This window comes from Neisseria yangbaofengii (genome assembly GCF_014898075.1).
Taxonomy (GTDB): domain Bacteria; phylum Pseudomonadota; class Gammaproteobacteria; order Burkholderiales; family Neisseriaceae; genus Neisseria; species Neisseria yangbaofengii.
The window spans coordinates 2573738-2595310 of record NZ_CP062976.1; the positions used below are offsets into that span (position 1 = coordinate 2573738).

The 21573-nt window shown below is 50.7% G+C and carries 22 protein-coding genes, 1 tRNA gene and 1 pseudogene; 14 read left to right on the forward strand and 10 right to left on the reverse strand.

Annotated elements, in window-relative coordinates:
• Positions 1-119 precede the first annotated feature (119 nt).
• A complete protein-coding gene (dnaJ, locus tag H4O27_RS12490) occupies positions 120-1250 on the forward strand; it encodes a molecular chaperone DnaJ (protein ID WP_165011016.1) in 1131 nt (376 codons plus the stop codon).
• A gap of 190 nt (positions 1251-1440) precedes the next feature.
• Here the strand turns inward: dnaJ and moaA are convergent, their stop codons facing one another.
• From moaA to msrC, 4 genes are all read right to left on the reverse strand, one after another.
• On the reverse strand, positions 1441-2415 hold the full coding sequence (gene moaA, locus H4O27_RS12495; RefSeq protein ID WP_165011018.1) for a GTP 3',8-cyclase MoaA: 975 nt from the start codon (positions 2413-2415) through the stop codon (positions 1441-1443).
• 134 nt (positions 2416-2549) lie between these two features.
• Positions 2550-2876, reverse strand: coding sequence for a rhodanese-like domain-containing protein (locus tag H4O27_RS12500; protein WP_165011020.1), 327 nt, complete (start codon positions 2874-2876; stop codon positions 2550-2552).
• A 137-nt stretch (positions 2877-3013) separates the two neighbouring features.
• The gene (locus H4O27_RS12505) at positions 3014-3670 is read right to left on the reverse strand and encodes a protein-L-isoaspartate O-methyltransferase family protein (RefSeq protein ID WP_165011022.1); all 657 of its coding nucleotides are present in this window, start codon (positions 3668-3670) and stop codon (positions 3014-3016) included.
• Between the two features lie 82 nt (positions 3671-3752).
• Positions 3753-4244, reverse strand: a complete 492-nt coding sequence (gene msrC / locus H4O27_RS12510) for a free L-methionine (R)-S-oxide reductase MsrC (protein ID WP_165011024.1) — start codon at positions 4242-4244, stop codon at positions 3753-3755.
• Positions 4245-4396: 152 nt separating this feature from the next.
• On the opposite strand from msrC, the gene tpiA reads away from it, so the two are divergent.
• The 3 genes from tpiA (at position 4397) to H4O27_RS12525 (ending at position 5652) form a co-directional block, all read left to right on the forward strand.
• On the forward strand, positions 4397-5170 hold the full coding sequence (tpiA, locus tag H4O27_RS12515) for a triose-phosphate isomerase (RefSeq protein ID WP_165011026.1): 774 nt from the start codon (positions 4397-4399) through the stop codon (positions 5168-5170).
• Positions 5171-5176: 6 nt separating this feature from the next.
• A complete protein-coding gene (gene secG / locus H4O27_RS12520; protein WP_165011028.1) occupies positions 5177-5545 on the forward strand; it encodes a preprotein translocase subunit SecG in 369 nt (122 codons plus the stop codon).
• A 21-nt stretch (positions 5546-5566) separates the two neighbouring features.
• Positions 5567-5652 (forward strand) — tRNA-Leu (locus tag H4O27_RS12525).
• Positions 5653-5732: 80 nt separating this feature from the next.
• On the opposite strand, the pseudogene H4O27_RS13240 reads toward H4O27_RS12525, so the two are convergent.
• Positions 5733-6586 (reverse strand): annotated as a pseudogene (locus H4O27_RS13240) (IS630 family transposase).
• 700 nt (positions 6587-7286) lie between these two features.
• Between H4O27_RS13240 and H4O27_RS12540 the strand changes: the two are divergent.
• Entirely contained in the window at positions 7287-7640 is a 354-nt protein-coding gene (locus H4O27_RS12540; protein WP_371865580.1) for a terminase small subunit, read from the forward strand.
• 467 nt (positions 7641-8107) lie between these two features.
• On the opposite strand, the gene H4O27_RS12545 is transcribed toward H4O27_RS12540, so the two are convergent.
• Entirely contained in the window at positions 8108-8917 is an 810-nt protein-coding gene (locus tag H4O27_RS12545; RefSeq protein WP_165009054.1) for a DNA ligase, read from the reverse strand.
• A gap of 99 nt (positions 8918-9016) precedes the next feature.
• On the opposite strand from H4O27_RS12545, the gene H4O27_RS12550 reads away from it, so the two are divergent.
• The 5 genes from H4O27_RS12550 to H4O27_RS12570 all read left to right on the forward strand — a co-directional run bounded on the left by H4O27_RS12550 (position 9017) and on the right by H4O27_RS12570 (position 13121).
• The gene (locus tag H4O27_RS12550) at positions 9017-9649 is read left to right on the forward strand and encodes an MBL fold metallo-hydrolase (protein ID WP_165009056.1); all 633 of its coding nucleotides are present in this window, start codon (positions 9017-9019) and stop codon (positions 9647-9649) included.
• A 148-nt stretch (positions 9650-9797) separates the two neighbouring features.
• A complete protein-coding gene (locus H4O27_RS12555; protein ID WP_165009058.1) occupies positions 9798-11045 on the forward strand; it encodes an OmpA family protein in 1248 nt (415 codons plus the stop codon).
• A 434-nt stretch (positions 11046-11479) separates the two neighbouring features.
• A complete protein-coding gene (locus tag H4O27_RS12560; protein ID WP_165009060.1) occupies positions 11480-11992 on the forward strand; it encodes an outer membrane protein assembly factor BamE in 513 nt (170 codons plus the stop codon).
• A 32-nt stretch (positions 11993-12024) separates the two neighbouring features.
• Positions 12025-12432, forward strand: coding sequence for a murein L,D-transpeptidase (locus H4O27_RS12565; RefSeq protein ID WP_165009147.1), 408 nt, complete (start codon positions 12025-12027; stop codon positions 12430-12432).
• A gap of 173 nt (positions 12433-12605) precedes the next feature.
• Positions 12606-13121, forward strand: coding sequence for a DUF2478 domain-containing protein (locus H4O27_RS12570; RefSeq protein WP_165009062.1), 516 nt, complete (start codon positions 12606-12608; stop codon positions 13119-13121).
• Positions 13122-13345: 224 nt separating this feature from the next.
• On the opposite strand, the gene fabF is transcribed toward H4O27_RS12570, so the two are convergent.
• From fabF to H4O27_RS12585, 3 genes are all read right to left on the reverse strand, one after another.
• The gene (fabF, locus tag H4O27_RS12575) at positions 13346-14593 is read right to left on the reverse strand and encodes a beta-ketoacyl-ACP synthase II (protein WP_165009064.1); all 1248 of its coding nucleotides are present in this window, start codon (positions 14591-14593) and stop codon (positions 13346-13348) included.
• Positions 14594-14758: 165 nt separating this feature from the next.
• Positions 14759-14995: an acyl carrier protein gene (gene acpP, locus H4O27_RS12580; RefSeq protein ID WP_165009066.1), complete on the reverse strand. Its 237-nt coding sequence runs from the start codon at positions 14993-14995 to the stop codon at positions 14759-14761.
• 261 nt (positions 14996-15256) lie between these two features.
• Positions 15257-17296, reverse strand: a complete 2040-nt coding sequence (locus tag H4O27_RS12585; RefSeq protein WP_165009068.1) for a prolyl oligopeptidase family serine peptidase — start codon at positions 17294-17296, stop codon at positions 15257-15259.
• Positions 17297-17457: 161 nt separating this feature from the next.
• On the opposite strand from H4O27_RS12585, the gene H4O27_RS12590 reads away from it, so the two are divergent.
• From H4O27_RS12590 to ptsP, 4 genes are all read left to right on the forward strand, one after another.
• On the forward strand, positions 17458-18018 hold the full coding sequence (locus H4O27_RS12590; protein WP_165009070.1) for a hypoxanthine-guanine phosphoribosyltransferase: 561 nt from the start codon (positions 17458-17460) through the stop codon (positions 18016-18018).
• A gap of 119 nt (positions 18019-18137) precedes the next feature.
• Positions 18138-18578 (forward strand): PTS sugar transporter subunit IIA, encoded by a 441-nt coding sequence (locus H4O27_RS12595; RefSeq protein ID WP_165009072.1) that lies wholly within the window; start codon positions 18138-18140, stop codon positions 18576-18578.
• Between the two features lie 92 nt (positions 18579-18670).
• Positions 18671-18940 carry an HPr family phosphocarrier protein gene (locus H4O27_RS12600; RefSeq protein ID WP_165009073.1) on the forward strand — a complete coding sequence of 90 codons (270 nt, stop codon included), beginning with the start codon at positions 18671-18673 and terminating at the stop codon, positions 18938-18940.
• Position 18941: 1 nt separating this feature from the next.
• The gene (gene ptsP / locus H4O27_RS12605; protein ID WP_165009075.1) at positions 18942-20693 is read left to right on the forward strand and encodes a phosphoenolpyruvate--protein phosphotransferase; all 1752 of its coding nucleotides are present in this window, start codon (positions 18942-18944) and stop codon (positions 20691-20693) included.
• A 39-nt stretch (positions 20694-20732) separates the two neighbouring features.
• On the opposite strand, the gene H4O27_RS12610 is transcribed toward ptsP, so the two are convergent.
• The gene (locus H4O27_RS12610; protein ID WP_165009077.1) at positions 20733-21485 is read right to left on the reverse strand and encodes a class I SAM-dependent methyltransferase; all 753 of its coding nucleotides are present in this window, start codon (positions 21483-21485) and stop codon (positions 20733-20735) included.
• Positions 21486-21573: the final 88 nt, after the last annotated feature.

Genomic DNA, 21573 nt, shown 5'->3' on the forward strand with positions numbered 1-21573 from the left:
GGCCGTCTGAAAAAATATATTCCTGTTTTTCAGACGGCCTTTTATTTTTCCCCTTGAGATTCCCGTCACTGCCCATATCTGCACACCAGTTTTAACACCTAAACTATTCCACTACGAATATGAGCAACCAAGACTATTACGAAACCCTCGGCGTTGCCCGCAGCGCCGGCGAGGACGAAATCAAAAAAGCCTACCGCAAACTGGCGATGAAATACCATCCCGACCGCAACCCCGGCGACAAAGCGGCGGAAGAAAAATTCAAAGAAATCCAAAAAGCCTACGACACCCTTTCCGACAAAGAAAAACGCACCATGTACGACCAATACGGCCACGCCGCCTTCGAGCAAGGCATGGGTGGCGGCGCGGGCGGTTTTGGCGGCGGATTCGGCGGTGCACAAGGCTTTGACTTCAGCGATATTTTCAGCCAAATGTTCGGCGGAGCGGCAGGGGGCGGCCGTCAGCCGAATTATCAAGGCGCAGATTTGCAGGTCGGCGTAGAAATCACCCTTGAAGAAGCTGCCAAAGGCATTAAAAAACGCATCAATATTCCGACCTACGAAGAATGCGATGTCTGCCACGGCAGCGGTGCCAAACCCGGCACATCCGCCACCACCTGCTCCACCTGCCGCGGCAGCGGCACAGTTCACGTCCGCCAAGCCATTTTCCAAATGCAGCAGACCTGTCCGACCTGTCACGGCACCGGCAAAGAAATCAAAGACCCGTGCATCAAATGCCGGGGCGAAGGCCGCATCAAAACCAGTAAAACCGTCGAAGTCAATATTCCCGCCGGCATCGACGACGGCCAGCGCATCCGCTTGAGCGGCGAAGGCGAACCGGGCCAGCACGGCGCACCGGCAGGTGATTTGTACGTCAACGTCAGGGTTAAAGAACACAAAATCTTCGAGCGCAACGGCTTGGATTTACACTGCGAACTGCCGATCAGCTTTGCCGTAGCCGCCCTCGGCGGCGAAGTCGAAGTACCGACTTTAGACGGCAAAGTCAAACTCAACATTCCGCATGAAACCCAAAACGGCCGCCGCATGCGCGTCAAAGGCAAAGGCATCAAATCTTTGCGCTCCAGCGCCACCGGCGATTTATACTGCCATGTGGTGGTGGAAACACCGGTCAACCTGACCGACCGCCAGAAAGAATTGCTGGAAGAATTTGAAAGCATTTCTACCGGACTCGACCGCAGCCAAACCCCGCGCAAGAAATCGTTTTTAGATAAGTTGGGTGATTTGTTTGATTGATTTTGAGTAGTATAGTGGGTTCACTTTAAAAGTAGGACAATGCGGTGAGCCAAAGACAGTATAGATGATACGGCTAGGCGAACCAACGCCGTACTGTTTTAAAGTGAAGCCACTATAAATAATAAAAGGCCGTCTGAAACATAAATGTTCAGACGGCCTTTTATTATTTATAGATAAACAAAATAAGTGCCTAACCACCGGTCAACGCCATCACCCGAATAATCTTCTTCGGATTTTCCACAAATTCGTGTTTTTCCGGCTTCATTGCAATCGCATCGCGGATGGCTTGGTCAAGATCGGCATCGCTGCAGTTATCGCGCAGCAGGTCGCGCAATGGGGCTTTGTCTTCTTGGCCGAGGCAGAGGTGGATGTTGCCGGTGGCGGACAGGCGCACGCGGTTGCAGGTGGCGCAGAAGTGTTGGCTCATCGGGGTAATCAGGCCAAGAGTGAAGCCGTTGTTCTCGCTTTGCCAGTAGCGCGCCGGGCCGCCGCCGATTTTGCCTTCAAACGGGCTTAAACCAAACTTTTGGCGCAATTCTTCCAATACCGGTTGCAGGCTGACTTTGGCGTGGGCTTGGCCGGTGGTGCCCATCGGCATCGCTTCGATGAGATTCAGGATAAAGCCGTGTTCCATGCAGAAGGCGACCATTTCGTCCAAATCCATGTCGTTGATGCCTTTGAGTGGCACCATATTGATTTTGATGCGCTCGAACCCGGCTTCTTTAGCGGCTTTGATGCCGTCGAGCACTTGCGGCAGACAGTCGCTGCCGGTGATGTTGGTCACGCAGTCGCGGCGGAGGCTGTCGAGGCTGATGTTTAAGCGGCGCACACCGGCTTGGCGCAAGGCGTAGGCGTGTTTGTCGAGCCGGGTGCCGTTGGTGGTGAGCGAAATGTCTTCGACACCGGGTTGGCGGTTGATTTCGGCGGCCAAATCGGCCAAACCTTTGCGCAACAGGGGTTCGCCGCCGGTCAGGCGGAAGCGTTTGGTGCCGAGGCGGGCGAACGCAGAAGCCACGCGGCCGAGTTCTTCAATGGTCAGCCATTCTTTGGGAATGGAAAAACCTTTGAAGCCTTTGGGCAGGCAATAAGTGCAGCGCAGGTCGCAGCGGTCGGTCACGGATATCCGTAAGTAGTCGACGGTACGGCCGAATGGATCGGTCAGCATGATGAAGCTCTAGTTATTCCGGTTTAGTTATTTTGTGGTATTTTGGTAAAATTTTATCTTTAAAATTATGAGTTTAATCTTATCGTGTGTTTCGCGAAATGGCAAAACAAAATAACCTTTTGCGCTTTAGGTTTTTAATAACGAGCGATATTCGCATCTACTTGTAATGCCCATTCGTCTATGCCGCCTTGCAGGTTATACAATGGCTCAAAGCCCATGTCGGCCAAGTAAAGCGCGGTGTGAAGGCTGCGGATGCCGTGGTGGCAATACACCACAATCGGCAGACCGTCATCGGGCAACTCGTTGTGGCGCAATGGGATCAGGTTCATCGGGATATGAATGGCGTTGGGCAGGGCGCAAATTTCGACTTCGTCATCGGTACGCACATCAAGCAAATGAAATTCGCGGCCTTCATCTTGCCATTTTTTGAATTCAATCACGGAAAGTTGCGGAATCGTCATTATTCGGTCTTTGTCTTTATATAAATATAAAAAGTAAAACAGGCCGTCTGAAAGGAAATGTTTCAGACGGCCTTTCTTTTGAGTGCGGCCGAAACAAATCATCCGGCAGTCTCTTGCGTTTAATATGGCGGCAATCTTTAAAAATCAAAGTTGCCGAAAGGTCGGTTGGTTTTGTCGTTGAGGTGGGAGATGAGGGTGTCGAACAACACGCTTTGGCTGAATCGGTTGCCGTTGCGGGTGACGAGCAGGGCGCGTTGCACCGGTTTGTCGCCGACCACGACAACCATACGGCCGCCGTCTTTCAATTGTGCTTTTAAGGTTTCGGGCACATCATGCACGCCGCCGCCAACGTAAATCGCGTCGAAGGGTGCGCCTTCGGTGTGTTCGGCCAAGCCGTCGTTTTGCGCGTAATAAATATTTTGATAGCCCAAGTCGTCCAACACAGCTTTAGCACGGTTTTGCTGCTCAAGATCAAGATCGTCTGAAACCACTTCGCCGGCCAATTCCGCTAACAATGCGGTGGCATAGCCCGAACCGGTGCCGATTTCCAATACTTTGTCTTGTTTGCTTAATTTCAAACCCTGCGCCAACCGCGCCACAACTTTCGGCTCCAGCATTTTATGGCCGTTGGGCAGCGGCAATTCGGTATCGGAATACGCCAAACCTTGCTGGTTATCGGCAACGAAATGTTCTCGCGGAATGTCCATCAGGGCATCGAGCACATTAAAATCCAACACGTCCCAAGGGCGGATTTGTTGTTCGACCATATTGAAACGCGCTTTGTCAAAGTCCATGATTGTGCTCCGTGTCTGGGGTTATCGGGAAAGAACCGTTATTATAGAATCGAATCGGCCGCCTTGCCATATTTCAGACGGCCTATTTTATTGCGTGGCGGCTGAGTATATCAGCCAATTCATTTAAATAGCGTGCATCGGTTTCATCAAACTGCGCCAGTTTGTCGTCATCCGCATCCAACACACCATAGCAGCAGCCGTCTGAATCAAACAGCGGCACCACAATTTCCGATTGCGATAAGGACGAGCAAGCGATGTGGCCGGGGTGTCGGCTGACGTCTTCAACCACAATAGTTTCGCCGCGTGCCCATGCCTGACCACATACACCGCGTCCATAAGGAATCCGCGTGCAGGCCAGCGGGCCTTGGAATGGAGCCAACACCAATTCTTGGTGTTCTTGTTCAACCAAATAAAAGCCGACCCAAAACCAGCCGAACGCTTCTTTTAAGATGGCGGCGGTGTTGGCCAAGTTTGCAATCAGATTGGTTTCACCGCTGATGACGCTCTCGATTTGCGGCAGTAATTCTTGATAACGCGCGGTTTTGCCGGTGTGGGAAAGGTGAAGAGAATGCATACGGGAAGGCCGTCTGAAAAATATAAAACCGAATTATAGACCAATTGGCAGGTCGGCAGGAAACAAGGCCGTCCGCACAGGAAATATTGCTAATCATGTCGATATGAACTACACTTCGTCACAGTGATTTAATCTGACGGAGCAAGAGCAACATGCAACACGAAATCGGTATGTGGGATCAAAAATGGGTCATCGGCAACTGGAAAATGAACGGCCGCCTGCAAAACAACAATGCACTCATGCACCGCTTCCGCATCATGCCGACCGCCGAGCGCGTATTAATCGGCTTGGCCGCGCCGACCGTGTATCTGTTGCAGCTGCACAACGCCATGCAGATTGTGTTGAACAACCGCATTTTAACCTGCGCCCAAGACGTCAGCCGTTTCCCGAACAACGGAGCCTACACCGGCGAAGTGTCCGCCGAAATGTTGGCCGACATCGGTACCGACATCGTCTTAATCGGCCACTCCGAGCGCAGCCTGTATTTCGGCGAGAAAAACGAAATCCAACGCCGCAAAATGGAAAACGTATTAAACGTCGGCCTGATTCCATTATTGTGTGTCGGCGAAAGCTTGGAAGAGCGCGAAGCCGGCCAAGAGCAGGAAGTGATTGCACACCAATTATCTGTATTGCAAGGCTTAGACACCAAAAACATCGCCGTGGCATACGAACCGGTTTGGGCGATCGGCACCGGCAAAGTCGCCACCGTCGAGCAAATCGCCGAAATGCACGCGTTTATCCACAAACAAATCTTGTCTTTGTGTGGCAACGATGTTAAAATCCGAATTCTTTACGGCGGAAGCGTGAAAGCTGAAAACGCAGCAGACATTTTCGCCGTGCCACATGTAGACGGCGCATTAGTCGGCGGCGCATCCTTGTCTTATGACTCGTTTACCGCCATCATCGACGCCGCGCAAGCATCATAGGGAATTATGGAAGCCTTTAAAACCGTTATTTGGATTGTGAACATCATTTCCGCATTGGCCGTGATTGTGTTGGTATTGCTCCAACACGGCAAAGGTGCGGATGCCGGTGCGACTTTCGGTTCCGGCAGTGGTAGCGCGCAAGGTGTGTTCGGTTCAGGCGGTAATGCCAACTTTCTAACCCGTTCAACCGCCATTGCAGCCACCGTATTTTTCGCCACCTGCATGGCGATGGTGTATATCCATTCCAACACCACGCGCCACGGTTTAGACTTTAGCACCGTGCAGCAAAGCCGGCCGGCACAAACTGCACCTGTACCAAATAATGCAAACACCATACCTGCTGCACCCGTTCCCGCCTCATCTGCGCAGCAGTAAATGAAAAAGTAAAAGTTACCGGCCGACATGGTGGAATTGGTAGACACGCTATCTTGAGGGGGTAGTGATCCTAGATCGTTCGAGTTCAAGTCTCGATGTCGGCACCATCAAAAGAAAACCGTCTGAAATTCAGGCGGTTTTTTTACGTCCAATGCCACCTAATTCCATCGTCGAAACCCTGATATAGTTAATTAAAATAAAAACTACTCATTAATGCAGCCATAAAATTGCCTATTTCAGGCAGCACTTTTCGTAGATGCTTTTTAATGTTCGCCCATGCTTTTTCAATCGGATTAAGCTCTGGCGAATAAGGTGCAAGAGCTAAGATTTTATGCCCCTCTTTTTCTGAAATCTCTGCTAAAACAGACATCCGATGAAAGCGAGCATTATCCATCACAATAACAGATTGTTCAGTTAATTCAGGCAGCAATACGCCTTCAAACCATGCTTCAAATAAACGACTATCCATCGTGCCTGAATAAATCATGGGTGCAATTAGATTACTTTGGTCTTTGATTTGAGCTGCAACCAGTGATGTGCGCTGGTATCGTTTACCACTGATTTGCGCTTTAACTGGAAGCCCTTTTGGTGAATAGGCATAAGGACGGTAGTAAAAAGTATCAAATCCTGTTTCATCAAGGAAAACAACTTGATAATCAGCATATTGATTTAATGCTTGTTGATAAGTGGCTACCTGTTCTGGTTTTTGTTCTTTGTAGCTCGTGGTCTTTTTTTACGCGTAATACCCAATACTTTGAACAAATAACAAATATTAGCCGGCGTACACCCAAAATGAGCTGCAATTTCATGCTGGTATGCATCAGGGTGTTCTTTAACATATTTTATGAGCAGGTTTTTATTGACTTTGGTTGCATTGCCACCTTTGACTTGATGTTCAAATGAACCGGTTTGCTCATAGCGTTTTCTCCAACTTCGAAATGTTTTTGGGTCAATTTGGTATGCTTTGCAAACTTCGCTGGCATTTTTGCATGCCTGATAGTATTGGTATGCTTTTTCTCGTAGTTCTATTGAGTATGACATTTTGGACTCTAAATATTCAGTGTTGATTTGGGAATTCTTATTTTAATATACTATAAATAAAGGCGTATAGCATAATTGGCTGGTGTGGTTATCCTGTTTTTTGTCTAAATAATCATCTAATGCAGTCCAATTGAATAAAGCATAAATCGGGGGGATATTGAGGGACCAAAAATACACTTGAACAAACCCCAAAAATGCTCCCTGAACGCCTGACAAATCAAGAATGCCAAGCTTGCTGATAACTGTATAAGCTGGCAGACGGTGGCCTGTATTTGGCTGTTACGCCGATAGGCGGGAAGCTATCGTCAATCCACTCAATATAAATCATAGTGAATCCACTTTAAAATAGTACGGCGTTGGTTCGCCTAGCCGTATTATCTATACTGCCTTCGCCTCACCGCCTTGTCCTATTTTAAAGTGAATCCATTATATTTACCGCTTTCTTAACTACTTTTTTATCATTTTCACCACCAACACCAGCGCAGGCCGTCTGAAAACCCGTTCGCACTTGTTAGCAAAAGTTAAGGTTAATTTAGTATTTTTTAGTAATCCAACCTTGCAGCATAGCGGATAACCCGTAAATTTCATTACATTTCAGACTCGTAAGAACTTGCAGCGCAGCACAGAAGCCGTACAATGGCACATTCGGTAACAGGGAAAACCAACCATGGCACGACCAAGCGAATGAACAGCGGAGCTTATCGCAGCCGCCCAAATCTACATTGAAAACCTACCCGCAGGCGAAGCCCTGCCCACCTTGGCAGGCCTAGCCCTGTATCTTGGCAAAAACCGCAGCACACTGGCCGAATATACCCGCCAAAGCCCCGAAATCGCCGCCGTAGCAGAGCAGGTGCAGACCATGCAGGAAATACGCCTGATTAACGGCGGATTAACCGGCGAATATAACGCCGCCTTTGCCAAACTGCTGCTAACCAAGCACGGTTACAGCGACAAGCAGGAAATCGACCACACAGGCACAGCCATCAGCCCGCCGCCACCAATGAGCGCAGCCGAAATAATGGCTGTATTGGAAAAAGCCAAAGAAATCCTGTAAAGAGCAGATATGACCCCGAACAAATCCGCACCGCACGGCACACCGTCAAACTGACCGCCCGCCACCCGCTGCACACCGCCACACAAACCGAATTTGCCCGCCTGCTCTGAACATATCGGCGCAAACCGTCCAATCATGGGAGCAGGGCGCCGCCACCCCGGCGGCACAGCCCTGAAACTGCTGCACCAATCCCCCCGAACTGGCCGAACAACTGCAAGCCGTCTGAAAAACGGGTAAAAAAATCGACCGCAAATTGACCGCTTTCAGACCAAAACCCCCGCCGAACTATCCCGCCCCTATCCCGCCGTAAAATTTTAACTTTGGCAAAATGGGTATTTTTGAATTTAACCGGAATTATATTGTTTAGTAACATATAGTTATCTTGCTAGTTCAAGTCTTGATGTGATCGAGGTTGTGCTGCAACCGTATTTTCAGACGGCAGTGTTTTGAGGTTATTTCACGATAGTTCAGCGGTCGCTGCGTTTGCGGAAATAGGTGGCGAATCTAGGCGTGCCTTTTTTGGTAAAGCCACGATAGCGGTAGGTGATGACTGAGCCGACGGGAGGCGGATTGAGGCGGTCGGCATCTTTGAAGCCGCTGCCGATTTTGAATTCGCCCAGTTGGTTTTTGCAGCCGATTGCGCCCAGTTTGCCGCTGTTTTTGCCTTTGCCTTCGTAGTGGCGGGTGACGGTGCATTCGGCATCCTGAATGCTTTTGAGTTTGAGCAGTTGGTCGCTGCGCCCGCCGGCGTAGGCAAGATTGGGGTTGCGCAGCATCACGCCTTCGCCGCCCAAGGCTTCGATTTGTTTCAGGTGTTGGAACACATGTTCCCGGTTTTTGACCGCTATCTGTTTGATGATGACAATCGGGGCTTTAGGGTGGGCGTGCAGCCATTTTTGCAGCACGGCCAGACGTTGGTAAAGATTTCCTTGGGCGGACGGAACATCGAAGACGTGCAGTTTGATGTCTTGCCAGCTGCCGTTGTGGCGGCGGACGGCGGCGGAAATGTGTTCAAACTGTTGGCGGCCGCTGTACAGTTCTCCGTCCAGCGGATAGGGCGGGAAATCGGCGGTATAGCCTTTGGGCGGTGTGAAGGCATAACCTTGGCGGCTGATGAGTTTGCTGCCGTCCCAATAGGCGCGAACGCCGTCGAGTTTCTCGCTCATCGCCCAGCCTTGAATGTTTTGATTTTTGTATTCTTGTGCCAGCAATAAATCGGCGGCAAACAATCGGCTTGAGATGAAAAGCGCGGTAAAAATGGGTATGATGAGTCTCATGGTGTTCGTTTCCGTTTCTTATAATAATTTAAGAAACTATATTGTATTATACTAGTAGGCCGTCTGAAATATGCATATCGGCCGGGAAGGAATCAAATCATGGCTTTACAGGTTGAGATTATGGCGGTTACGCCGTTTCGTCAGAATTGTTCGCTGTTGTGGGATGATGAAACGCATGAAGCGGTTTTGACTGATGTGGGCGGCGATGTGCTGTTTTTGTTGAAGCAGGTTGCGGAAAAAAAGCTGACGGTAAAAGAAATGTGGCTCACGCACGGGCATTTGGATCATGCGGGCGGGGTGGATGAGTTTTTGAAGAAATGCCCCGTGCCGGTTATAGGGCCGCATAGGGAAGACGAGTTTTTGCTGCAGGCGTTGCCGCAAACCACGGCACAATTCGGCTTTCCGGTGTCGCCTGCGGTGGTGCCGACCCGTTGGTTGAGTGAGGGTGAGATACTGACAGTCGGCCAATACGAATTTACAGTATTGCATATTCCCGGCCATACACCGGGGCATGTGGTCTTTTATTGCGCTTCGGAAAATCTGCTGGTTGCGGGCGATGTGTTATTTTACGAGACAATCGGTCGCACAGATTTCCCGAGAGGTAATCATGAAGATTTAATCAATCATATCCGTAGTAAGCTTTTGGTATTGCCGCCTGAAACGCAGGTTATACCCGGGCACGGCAGATTGACGACTATTTCACATGAAAAGCGACATAATCCGTTTCTTTAATTCCAATTTTAGTATGTTTTATGATGTACTCTGTAAAAACTCATTAATTTAATGAAATTCGCTGTTACAAATAATAATGCCTCATGTAGTATGGTTATTAGTTCGCGAATATGCGGAGTTTCTACAACAAACATACAAGGAAATGGATATGTCTTTAGATTTAGGTAACTTGTTGCAAGGCCAAGTGGGCGATGTGTTGGGGCAATTTTTAACGGCCAACGGCGAAGCCGCTGAAAACAGCACGCAAGCAGCCGGTTTGGCGGTACCTGCGATTATCGCCGGTTTGGTGAAACATGTTAGCGGCAATACTGCCAACGCTTCAGGTTTGTTGGATTTGATTACCGGTGAGGGTGGCGCACGTTTGAATACTGCGGTTGCTGATGTTGCCACCGGTAACGGCGCAGGCAGCCTGATTGATTTGGGCAAACAGTTGCTGCCTGACCTGTTGGGCGGTAATGCGCCAAACGTGGCCGACCAAATTGCAGCAGAAAGCGGTATTTCTAAAGCATCTTCAGGTTCTTTGCTGGCATTGGCATTGCCTTTGGTACTGTCTGTTTTGCGCGGTAAAGTACAAAGTGGCAACTTGAGCGGCAGCCAATTGCTGGGCTTGTTGGGTCAACAACAGAGCTGGTTATCACGCGTATTGGGCCCGAACATGTTGTCGGCACTGGGTATCGGCAGCTTGAGCGGTTTGTTCGGCGGCCTGACTAATGTGATTAGCGGTTTGGGTGCAACCGGCGCAGCGGCAACAGCTTCTGCCGCGAATGCATCTGCGGCTGCGGCAGCACCTGTAGCGGCCAAAAAAGGCGGCGCAGGTAAATGGATTGTGTTGGGTTTGGCTGCTTTGGCAGCATTGTTTGCCTTCAAGAGCTGTGGTAACAAACAAGAACCTGCTACGGCACCTGCACCGGTTGAAGCCGGCGCCTCTGCTGCTTCTGATGTAGCAGTTCTTGCTGAAGCATCTGCGCGGGTTGTTGCATCTGAAGTGGCTGCTCCTGCAGCTTCTGACGCAACGCCCGCTGTGGCTTCAACAACTGATCCTGTGGTTCAGGAGGCGGATTCGGCGGCTCGTGTATTGGTGGAAGATGGTGTGGCTAAATTCTACTTTGCGACCGGTAAAAACGACATTGCTGAAGGTGCGGATGCCATCGTTGCAGAAATAATTGCCGCCGGTAAAGAAGGCAAAAAACTGGTAATCAGTGGTTTTGCAGACAGCACTGGTAATGCGGCAGCCAATGAGGAATTGTCTAAACAACGTGCTCAAGCTGTTCAAGCTTTCTTTGAAGCGCAAGGCGTGGATGCAGCGAATATTGAGTTGCGTAAGCCTGAAAACACCACCGGCGCAGTCGGCAATGAGCAAGAAGGCCGTCGCGTTGAAGTGAAAGTAGAAGGATAATCGAATCGGTGGTGATTTGGTAACTTAAGCAAAGGCCGTCTGAACGTAAATTGTTTCAGACGGCCTTTTGATGTGATAAACAATATGAATTTAAAATATGGCATGAAAATTGCATGGTATATTAAGCAGAAATAGGGTGTTTTCAATCAATTAGTGAAATTCCAAATAAAACAACACCTAATAGTAGAATGTGTGATTAAAGCATATTCTGATGTCAAAACAACGAGATTGACGGTTTAGGTTGTTGTTGAATGAAATTGTTGCAAAGTGACAATAAATGTCAGTTTCTGACGACATTGGAAATGCGACATTTTGGCCAATCAGGATTGAAAATGCCATGTAGTTATTTTTTAAGAAAGCGGCAGCAGGATAGTGCCGGAATCAATTAAGGCCGTCTGGAAAAGGCGGTTTGGGAAATCAACAAGGATTATCTTATGAAAACTAATCAAATCGTTAAAATCGGTTTGTCGTTATTGGCAACCGGCTTGTTGGCAGCATGTGCGACCAAGAGCGATATCACGCCGGAAGGTACCACCGATAACCCGGTGTTTCCTAAGCCTTATTCATTGACCTTCAATAACGACCGCGGTACGTTCCCGACTTGGGATGAGTTGGATCAAATGCGTCCGGGCTTGACCAAAGACGACATATACAAAATCTTGGGGCGTCCGCATTACGATGAAGGCATGGTTGGCGTGCGCGAATGGGATTACCTGTTCCACTTTTATACTCCGGGCGTAGGCGTGGATCCTGATAACACTTCAGGTGTAGAAGGCATCACCACTTGTCAATACAAAGTAATCTATGATAAAAATAAATTTGCGCGCAGCTTCCACTGGAATCCCGTATTCCCTAAAGATGCCGCCTGTCCTCCTCCCGCACCTAAAGCAGAGCCGCAAGTGATTATCCGCGAAGTGGTGACCACACCGCAACGTATCCGTCAGTAATGGGATAGAATTTGAAAAAAGTTTGGTTAACTATGGCCTTAGTATTGGGCTTGAACACGTTTGCCAGTGCCGATACGGTCAGCGATTATGTGAAGCGTAAGAAGGTCATTGTGGATACCGCTAAAGCCGAATTGTGCTTTGCTGATGATAAACAATGCCACCCTGTGCTTATCGGTAAAACCACGCCTAAGGGGACTTTCCCTATGACCATCATGGCTACGAAAAAATCGGGCTATGGCGGTGAGGTAATCGGTTTTAAAGAAGAGCACGATTTTTTATTTGCATTGCATCGCGTTTGGTTGGGTAAACCTTCCGAGCGCCGCATGGAACGTATCGCTTCGCCATTGGTGGCTGAACGCATCATGACCAATGGTTGCATCAACGTTACGGACAACGTGTATGAAAAATTGCGCCATTATTTCACTTTGGAAGTGATTTAAGCGGATAGGCCGTCTGAAAAGGATGTTGGGAACCCGACATCCTTTTTTGTTTTGGGGGTAGAAGACATCAAGCGCTGGGAATTGGATACGGTATTCGGACGGCTTCGAGAAAAGCTTGCCACTGCGGCAGAGTTAGCATAAGCTTTTATCCGTTTATAACCGGAGACAAAACCATGAAACCGATTGCCGTGTTGATGTATCAAGGTGAAGGAACCCGCGAATTACAAGCCTTATGGCAGGCGGTGCAGCATTGGCAACAGCAGGGATTAAAGGTAGCGGGTTTGTTGAATCCTTTGGATGAAAACGGCCAAAAATTACGCAAACGTGTGCAGTCTTTAACGGATAGCAGGGTATATACCATTATGTATGATCAAGGCTGCACCATCGATGCCTGTCTGCTTGATCCAAGCGGTCTGGCGGCTTCTTCTGAAGTCATCCGCGAAGCCTTGCAAGCGCCGCCCGATATTTTGGTGTTTAATAAATTCGGTCATGCCGAAAGTGAAAACGGCGGCTTGATTGATGAATATGCCCAGGCCATCGGGCAAGGTATTCCCGTAATTTCCTTATTGCAGGATAAATACCTGCCGGATTGGCGCGTGTTTACCGATGGTATGGGTGAAGAATTATCCGGCTTGGAAGAGGTTTTGGCATGGTGTGAATATCAAGTTCAAAGTCATAAAACGGATTAATCGGCGTTGGGTATACCTTTATCAGTAGGTAAATATTATAGTGGATTCACTTTAAAAATAGGACAAGGCGGAGAGCCGGAGACAGTATAGATAATACGGCCAGGCGAGCCAACGCCGTACTATTTTAAAGTGGGTTCACTATAGTAGGTAAACCTTAGGATTTATCCATACAAAAAGGCCGTCTGAACAATATTGTTGTTCAGACGGCCTTTCAAATTAAATTATCAGCCTTCAAATTTTTTGAATACCAGTGTACCGTTGGTGCCGCCAAAACCGAAAGAGTTAGAAATGGCGACATCGATGTTCAGGTCGCGTGCTTCGTTGGCACAATAGTCCAAATCGCAGCCTGCTTCGATGTCTTGATCTTCCAAGTTAATGGTTGGTGGCGATTTTTGATCGTGAATTGCCATGATGCTGTACACGGCTTCCACGCCGCCGGCAGCGCCCAGTAAGTGGCCGGTCATGGATTTGGTGGAGTTCACCACCACATTTTTAGCGTGTTCGCCCAAAGCCAGTTTCAGAGCTCTGGTTTCGTTGGCATCGCCCAATGGGGTAGACGTGCCGTGTGCATTAACATAATGCACATCGCTTGCGTTCAAACCGGCATCTTTCAATGCGCGGGTCACGGCCAGAGCAGGGCCTTCTTCGTTTGGTGCGGTAATGTGGTAGGCATCGGAGCTCATACCGAAGCCGACGATTTCAGCATAGATTTTTGCACCGCGTTTTTTGGCGTGTTCCAATTCTTCCAATACCAATACGCCGGCACCTTCGGCAATCACGAAGCCGTCACGTCCTTTATCCCACGGGCGGGAAGCTGCGGTAGGGTTGTCGTTGCGGGTCGACAAAGCCTTCATGGCCGCAAAGCCGCCAACGCTCAATAAGTTGATGGAGCCTTCGGCACCGCCTGCTACCATCACGTCTGCATCGCCGTATTTAATCAAACGCGCGGCATCGCCGATAGAGTGCGCCCCGGTGGTACACGCCGATACCATGCCGTATGAAGGGCCGCGGTAGCCTTTTAAGATAGTCACATGACCGGCAATCAGGTTAATCAGCGAACCCGGAATAAAGAACGGATTGATTTTGCGCGCTCCGCCTTCTTGCACCGCAATGCCGGTGGCTTCGATGCTCGGCATGCCGCCGATGCCCGAACCGATGTTCACGCCGATGCGGTCTTTGTCCAAATCAGGGGTGTCGTCCAAGCCGGCGTCTTGAATGGCTTGCAAGGCAGCAGCCAAACCGTAGTGGATAAAGGCATCCATGCGGCGGGCTTCTTTGGCGCTGATGTATTCGCCGATATCGAAATCGCGTACTTCGCCGGCGACTTGGCTGTTGATTTCGGATGCGTCAAAGCGGGTAATCATGCCGATGCCGCTTTTGCCTGCGAGCAGGTTGCTCCATGCGGTGGCGACGTCGTTGCCGACCGGTGATACTTGGCCGAGGCCTGTGATGACTACTCTTCGTTGACTCATGATAATCTCGCTGTCGTTAATCGGGATTGGTGGACGGCAAGGCAAAAATGCTGTTGAGGCCGTCTGAAAATTAGAATTTTTCTCTAATTTTAAGCATATCTAATAAGGTAAAAGCCCCTGTATGCGAAATCGCAGCAGAGGCCGGTGTGTCAGGGAGGCTACGGATTAGTTGTTGTGGGCAGTGATGTAGTCGATAGCCAATTGTACGGTGGTGATTTTTTCGGCTTCTTCGTCAGGGATTTCGCAACCGAAAGCTTCTTCCAAAGCCATTACCAATTCAACGGTGTCTAATGAGTCTGCGCCCAAATCGTCTTGGAAAGAAGATTCGTTTTTTACTTCGGCTTCATTCACGCCCAGTTGTTCAGCAACAATTTTTTTAACTTGTTGTTCGATATTTGACATGTTAGTCGTTCCTTATATGCCTTGCGGCGGGTTTGAAAAAATAAAATAAATCGGATGTATTTTACCGAATTCGTTTAGAGTTTTCCATCTAAAAATGCACTTTATGCATTTTCAAGGAATGCTTTCGTTACGCTGCATATTATCATAGGCTGTTTTTATCCTACAAGCAGCATTTTGTTTTTGTTTGTTATCAATAGGTTAAGCGGGTGGGTTTTACATGGGAACGCTGTTTGCAGGCCGTCTGAACGGGGATTTTGCCGTTCAGACGGCCTTTTTCACTAAAAAACTGTTTAAAAACGTCAGAATACAGGCCAGTTCGTCGGCGGAATCCTGTTGCGTGCCGTTGCCGGTGTGGCCGCCGTTGTCGGGGCAATACAGCCACGATTGCGGGCTGTGGCTGTGCAGTTTGGCGTAAAACTTCAGCGCGTGGGCGGGGTGAACGCGGTCATCGCTCAAGCTGGTGGTGATTAAGGCAGGCGGATAGAGTCGGCCGTTTGAAAGGTTGTGGTAGGGCGAATGCTGCTGCCAGTAATCGCGGCAAATGTCGTATTTTTGTGTGTTGCCGTATTCGTCTGTCCAGCTTGAACCGGCCGACAATAAAGGATAGCGCAGCATATCGGTCAGCGGCATTTCGCATACCATCGCACCGAAGCTTTCCGGCTGGCGTACAAAGGCAGACGCTACCACCAAGCCGCCGTTGCTGCCGCCTTGCAGGGCGATGCATGCGGGCGAACTCACACCGCGACGGCTTAAATCGTCAACGATGGCGAGCAAATCGTCGGTGCTTTTGTGTTTGTGCAAACCTTGCGCGGCTTGATGCCAATGCGGGCCGAATTCGCCGCCGCCGCGTACGTTGGCCAATACAAACGCATGGCCTTGTTCCAGCCAGTATTTGCCGATGCTGCCCAAATAATGCGGCAATTCGGGCACGCCGAAGCCGCCGTATACATACACCAAAGTCGGTGTGTGCGGCGTGAGGCCGTCTGAAACGTTTTTGCCGATATGATAATAAGGAATCTGTGTGCCGTCTGCCGAACTTGCCCGAAACTGCCGCACTTGAATACCGTCGGCGGCAAACTGCTGTGGTTGGCGGCGCATGACGGTGAGTTCCATCACGTTCAAATCCAAGGCATACAGGGTCAGCGGCGTGGTGAAATCGCTGGCGGCCAAATACACTACATCGCCGCCCCACGGCTGGTCGGTCATTTCCAATGCGCCCATCGGCAGGCGCGGCAACTCGGCTTCCTGCCAAGCGCCATCGGCAAAACGCCATGCTTTCAGACGGCCTTGCACGTTTTCCAAAGTGCCGGCGACCACAAAACGCTTGGTCGTTTCCACGCTTTCCAAGGCTTGCGTGTCATTGGGTGCGAACAACAATTGCGCCGCGCCGAGTTCGCCTTTGTTCAGCTTTACTGCCAACAGGCTGCCGCTCGGGTAGCTTTGGTTGGCGCGATGCCAGTCTTTGCGCAGGGTCAGCATCAAATGGCCGGACAAATAGCCGACCACATCGCAATCTTCCGGCAGGTTCAAAGGTTTGGCTTCGCCTTGCGCGGAAACCTGCAAATAGGTTTTGGTATAAAAACCTTGTGAGGCTTCGATTAAGTCAATCGGCGAACCTTGCGGGTCGAGATAACGCCAGGCATTGACCATCATGCCGCCGCGGTCGATTTGGAAAACCGGCATGCTTTCTTCAAAACTCTGCCCGCGCCCGACCAGCCACACTTCACGCGGATAGCCCGCTTGCGTGAGTTGGCGCTCGTCCCATGCAGGGCATACCCACACGCTGTTTTCATCGCGCCATGAAATGTGGTTTTTGCCGGCAGGGAAGTGAAAACCGCCGTCCACCAGTGTGCCGGCGGCCAAATCCATTTCCAAGGTATAGGCCGTGTCGCCTCCTGCGCGGCTCAAGGTCAGCAAGACCAGGTTCGGTTTTTCCACCAAATGCGACACGCCGCCGAGGTAAACGTCATCGCCCAAAATCTCATCGAAATCGGCCACTGAAAACAAGGTTTCCCATTCCGGATAGCCCGAGCGGTATGTCGCGGCGGTGCAGACGCGGTACACACCTTTCGGGTATTCCGCGTCTTGATGGAAATGATACATGCGCGCGCGATGCTCTTGGCAAAACGGAATTTGGCGCGTGTCCTGCATTTGCGCCAAAATGCCGTCTGAAAGTGTGCGCGCGGCATCGTTTGCCATAAAACGCGCTTGGGTTTCTCGGTGCGCTTGGGCAGCGAAGTCTTGTGTGGCGGGGGAGTCGAGGTTTTCGAAATGTTGGAACGGGTCGGAATGCTGCGTCATGGCGGATAGGCCGTCTGAAAAAAGTCAAGGGCATATTATAGCGCAAAGGGTTGGTAAAAAGTTTTCAGACGGCCTGATTATCATTGTGTATTGCGATATTTTAGCCGCCGTCGTAACCCTGCTGTTATAATCGGATTTTAGATTTTCAGCGGTACAGACAAATGGATCCCGAAACCAAACGCCATCAAACCCAAGCCATGCTCGACAACGCCGAATTGTTGTTCAGCCAAGAAGAATGCCAAGCTGCGTTGCAGAAAGTGGCCGACGACATCACCCGCGATTTGGGCGACAAATATCCGCTGCTGCTGCCCGTGATGGGCGGGGCGGTGGTATTTACCGGCCAATTATTGCCGCTGTTGCGCTTTCCGCTCGACTTTGATTATGTGCATGTTTCGCGTTACGGCGACAAATTGCAGGGCGGTAATTTCAATTGGAAACGTATGCCCGATGCCGGGCAAATCCGCGGCCGCCATGTGGTGGTGTTGGATGACATTCTCGACGAAGGCCACACCATGCACGCGATTCAGGAAAAGCTGTTGGAAATGGGCGCGGCCAGTTGCCGTGCGGCGGTGTTTGCCAATAAACTAATCGGCAAAGAAAAGCCGACCAAAGGCGATTACGTCGGCTTGGATGTGCCCAACCGCTATGTGTTCGGCTACGGCATGGATGCAGCCGGCTGTTGGCGCAATTTGGGCGAAATTTACGCCCTTAAGCAGGATTAATGACTCAGCCGCCTGAAAATAAAGCTGTAAAACTACACCAAGAAACGTTCGGACGGCCTTGTTTATCCGGTTATCCGCAACCATCTGGACACCATAAAAACCTTATTTCAGGAACGCAAATGATTGGCTTACTTATCATTACCCACGAAACCATAGGCGAAGCCTACCGTGGTTTGGCGCATCATTTTTTCCCGGAAGGCAGCCCTGAAAACGTGCATATTTTGGGCGCACAGCCGAACGAAGATCAAGACGACGTGATTAACCGCGCCATTTCCATGATTCAGGAGTTTCCGGAAGATTGCCACGGCGTATTGATTATGACCGACATTTTCGGCGCGACCCCGTGCAACGCCGCCCGCCGCATGGTACGCGAAGGCAAATCGGCGATTCTCACCGGTCTGAATGCGCCGATGATGATTAAAGCCGTGCAATACGCACCGGCCGCCACCGACTTGACCGAGTTTACCGAAACCGTCAAAGAAGCGGCCATTCGCGGCATTTTTGCCATCACGGCCACGCCGGACGATTTGATGTGCAAAAAAGCAGCAGAGGCCGTCTGAAACGTATTCATCAGACCCGTTGCCATGAAGAGATTTTTTTCAGACGGCCTGAATCGGCAGGCCGTCTGAAAGTGTATGAATAAGGAAAAGCCATGCTCAAGCAAGAAATCGAAATTATCAACAAACTGGGCTTACACGCGCGCGCCTCGAGCAAATTCACCCAAACCGCTTCACGCTTTCAAAGCGAAGTGTGGGTCAGCAAAAACGGCAGCCGCGTCAACGGCAAAAGCATTATGGGCTTGATGATGCTGGCCGCCGCCAAAGGCAGCGTGATTGAAATCGAAGTCGACGGCAGCGACGAAGCCGCCGTCATGCAAGCCCTGACCGATTTGATTAACGATTACTTCGGCGAAGGCGAATGATATGAGTATCGTGCTACACGGCGTGGCGGCGGGCAAAGGCATAGCCATCGGCCATGCGCACTTGGTTTCCCGTAGCAGCACCGAAGTGCCGCAATACGATATCGAGCCGGAAAACATCGATGCGGAAGTGGCGCGATTTGATGCGGCGGTGAAAGCCACGCGCAAAGAATTGGAGCAGCTGCGTAACGCTATTCCCGAAAACGCCCCGACCGAATTGGGTGCGTTTATTTCGCTGCATCTGATGCTGCTCACCGACGTGACGCTTTCACGCGAACCGGTCGATTTATTGCGCGCGCAAAACATCAATGCCGAATGGGCGTTGAAACAGCAAAGCGACAAACTTGCCGCCCAGTTTGACGAAATCGAAGACGCCTACCTGCGCGAACGCAAACAGGATATGCTGCAAGTGGTGCAGCGCATTCACAATCATTTGGTCGGCCAAGGCAACGAATTGAATCTGGCCAATAATCCGTTTGAAGATACCATTCTGATCGCGCACGATTTGTCGCCGGCCGATACCGTGTTGTTTAAAGAACAACATATTACCGCGTTTGTCACCGATGCCGGCGGCCCGACCAGCCACACTGCGATTTTGGGCCGCAGCTTGGATATTCCGTCGGTGATTGGTCTGCACAACGCCCGCAAGCTGATTACCGAAAACGAAATCGTCATTGTCGACGGCATCAACGGCATTTTGCTGATTAATCCCGATGACGTGGTGCTGGCCGAATACCGACGTTTGGAACGCGAATACCGCAGCCACAAGCGCGAGTTGAACAAACTCAAGAAAACCGCCGCCGCCACCGCCGACGGCATCAACATCGAATTGCTCGCCAACATCGAATCGGCCGAAGACATCAAAGCTTTACACAACATCGGTGCCGACGGCGTGGGCTTGTTCCGCAGCGAATTTCTCTATCTCAACCGCGAAAACATGCCGTCTGAAGACGAGCAATACGAAGTCTACAGCGAGATTGTAAAAAAGCTCAAAGGCAAGAATTTAACCATCCGCACCGTCGATTTGGGCGTGGATAAAAATCCGCGCTGGTTCGGCCAAAACGCCACGCCCAACGGCAGCCTGAACCCCGCTTTGGGCTTAACCGGCATCCGCTTGTGCTTGGCCGAGCCGGTGATGTTCCGCACGCAAATGCGCGCCATCTTACGCGCCGCCCGGCACGGTCCCGTGCGCATGATGTGGCCGATGGTCACATCGCTGTCCGAAGTGCGCCAATGCCTGATTCATTTGGAAACCGTGCAGAAACAATTGACCGAACGCGGCGAAGCATTCGGCGAAGTCAGTATCGGCTGCATGATTGAAATCCCATCGGCTGCGATGACCGTCGGCAGCATTCTGAAAATGGTCGATTTCATTTCCATCGGCACCAACGACTTGATTCAATACGTGTTGTCGGTCGACCGCGGCGATGATGCCGTCAGCCACCTGTATCAGCCGAGCCATCCGGCGGTATTGAAAATGATTCAGCACGTCATCCGCACCGCCAACCGCATGGATAAAAGCGTTTCCGTATGCGGCGAAATGGCCGGCGACACTGCTTTTACCCGTGTCTTGCTCGGCATGGGCTTGCGCCGCTTTTCCATGAACACCAATAATTTGTTGTCGGTGAAGGATATTATTCTGAAGAGCGATACCAATCAGCTCGAATATCCAATTGCCAGGCTGCTGCGCAATGATGATCCGGAAAAATCGGAAAAGCTGTTGAAAAAATTAAATCAAATTCCGAACGAGGAATAAAAAACAGGCCATCTGAATTTCAGACGGCCTGTTTTATTGCTATTCTTGAGTCGGACAATCCGGTAAATACACATCAAAACGTGTGCTTTTGCCCGAATATTGGTAAGCCGGTTTTTCGCCGCGGAGAAACTCGCCTAAACGCGGGCGTTTGACCACCACGCGTTTTTTGGCTATGGCGCGGGCGGTACCGAGCAGGGCGGCTTCGTCTTGTGCCGTGCCGACCAAGCCGTGGAAATAAGCCATCTCTTTTTTGACGGCAGCGGATTTTTGCCGCTCGGGGTACATCGGGTCAAGATAAACCACATCGGGGCGGCCGATTTGTTGCGACAACTGCGGCATCAGCGCGGCCGTGTCACCGAAATGCAGTGTGATGCGTTGTGCAATTTCTGCGGTACCGGAGTGTTGCAGGGCGCGGTTGAGGCCGTCGTGCAGCAGGCAGGCAACGGCGGGGTGTTGTTCGAAGGTATGCACGGTTAAACCCAGCGAAGCCAACACAAAGCTGTCGCGTCCTAAGCCGCCGGTTCCGTCCCATATGGTGGGCTTGCCGGTGTGGTTGACTGCTTTGGCGATGAGTTCGCCACCGCCTTTGGTGCGGCGGTATTGGGCGGCACCGCCGGCAAAATCGACTTGTACGCGGCCTTTTTCTCCGGCGCGGCACAGGCTGATGCCGTCTGAACCGGCGTAGAGGTATTCGCCGTTGTCGGGCAATTGGCGGACGATGGTCAGACCGAATGTATATGCCAGCTCGTTGGCGGAAGCTTGGGCAGATTCGGCAAGGTAAATGCAAGTCATGTGTTCGGACGGCCTTTTTCATGCAGAGGCCGTCTGAAAGTTTTTCAGACGGCCTGAGTGGTTTCGGACGGCCTTAAATATCAAGACC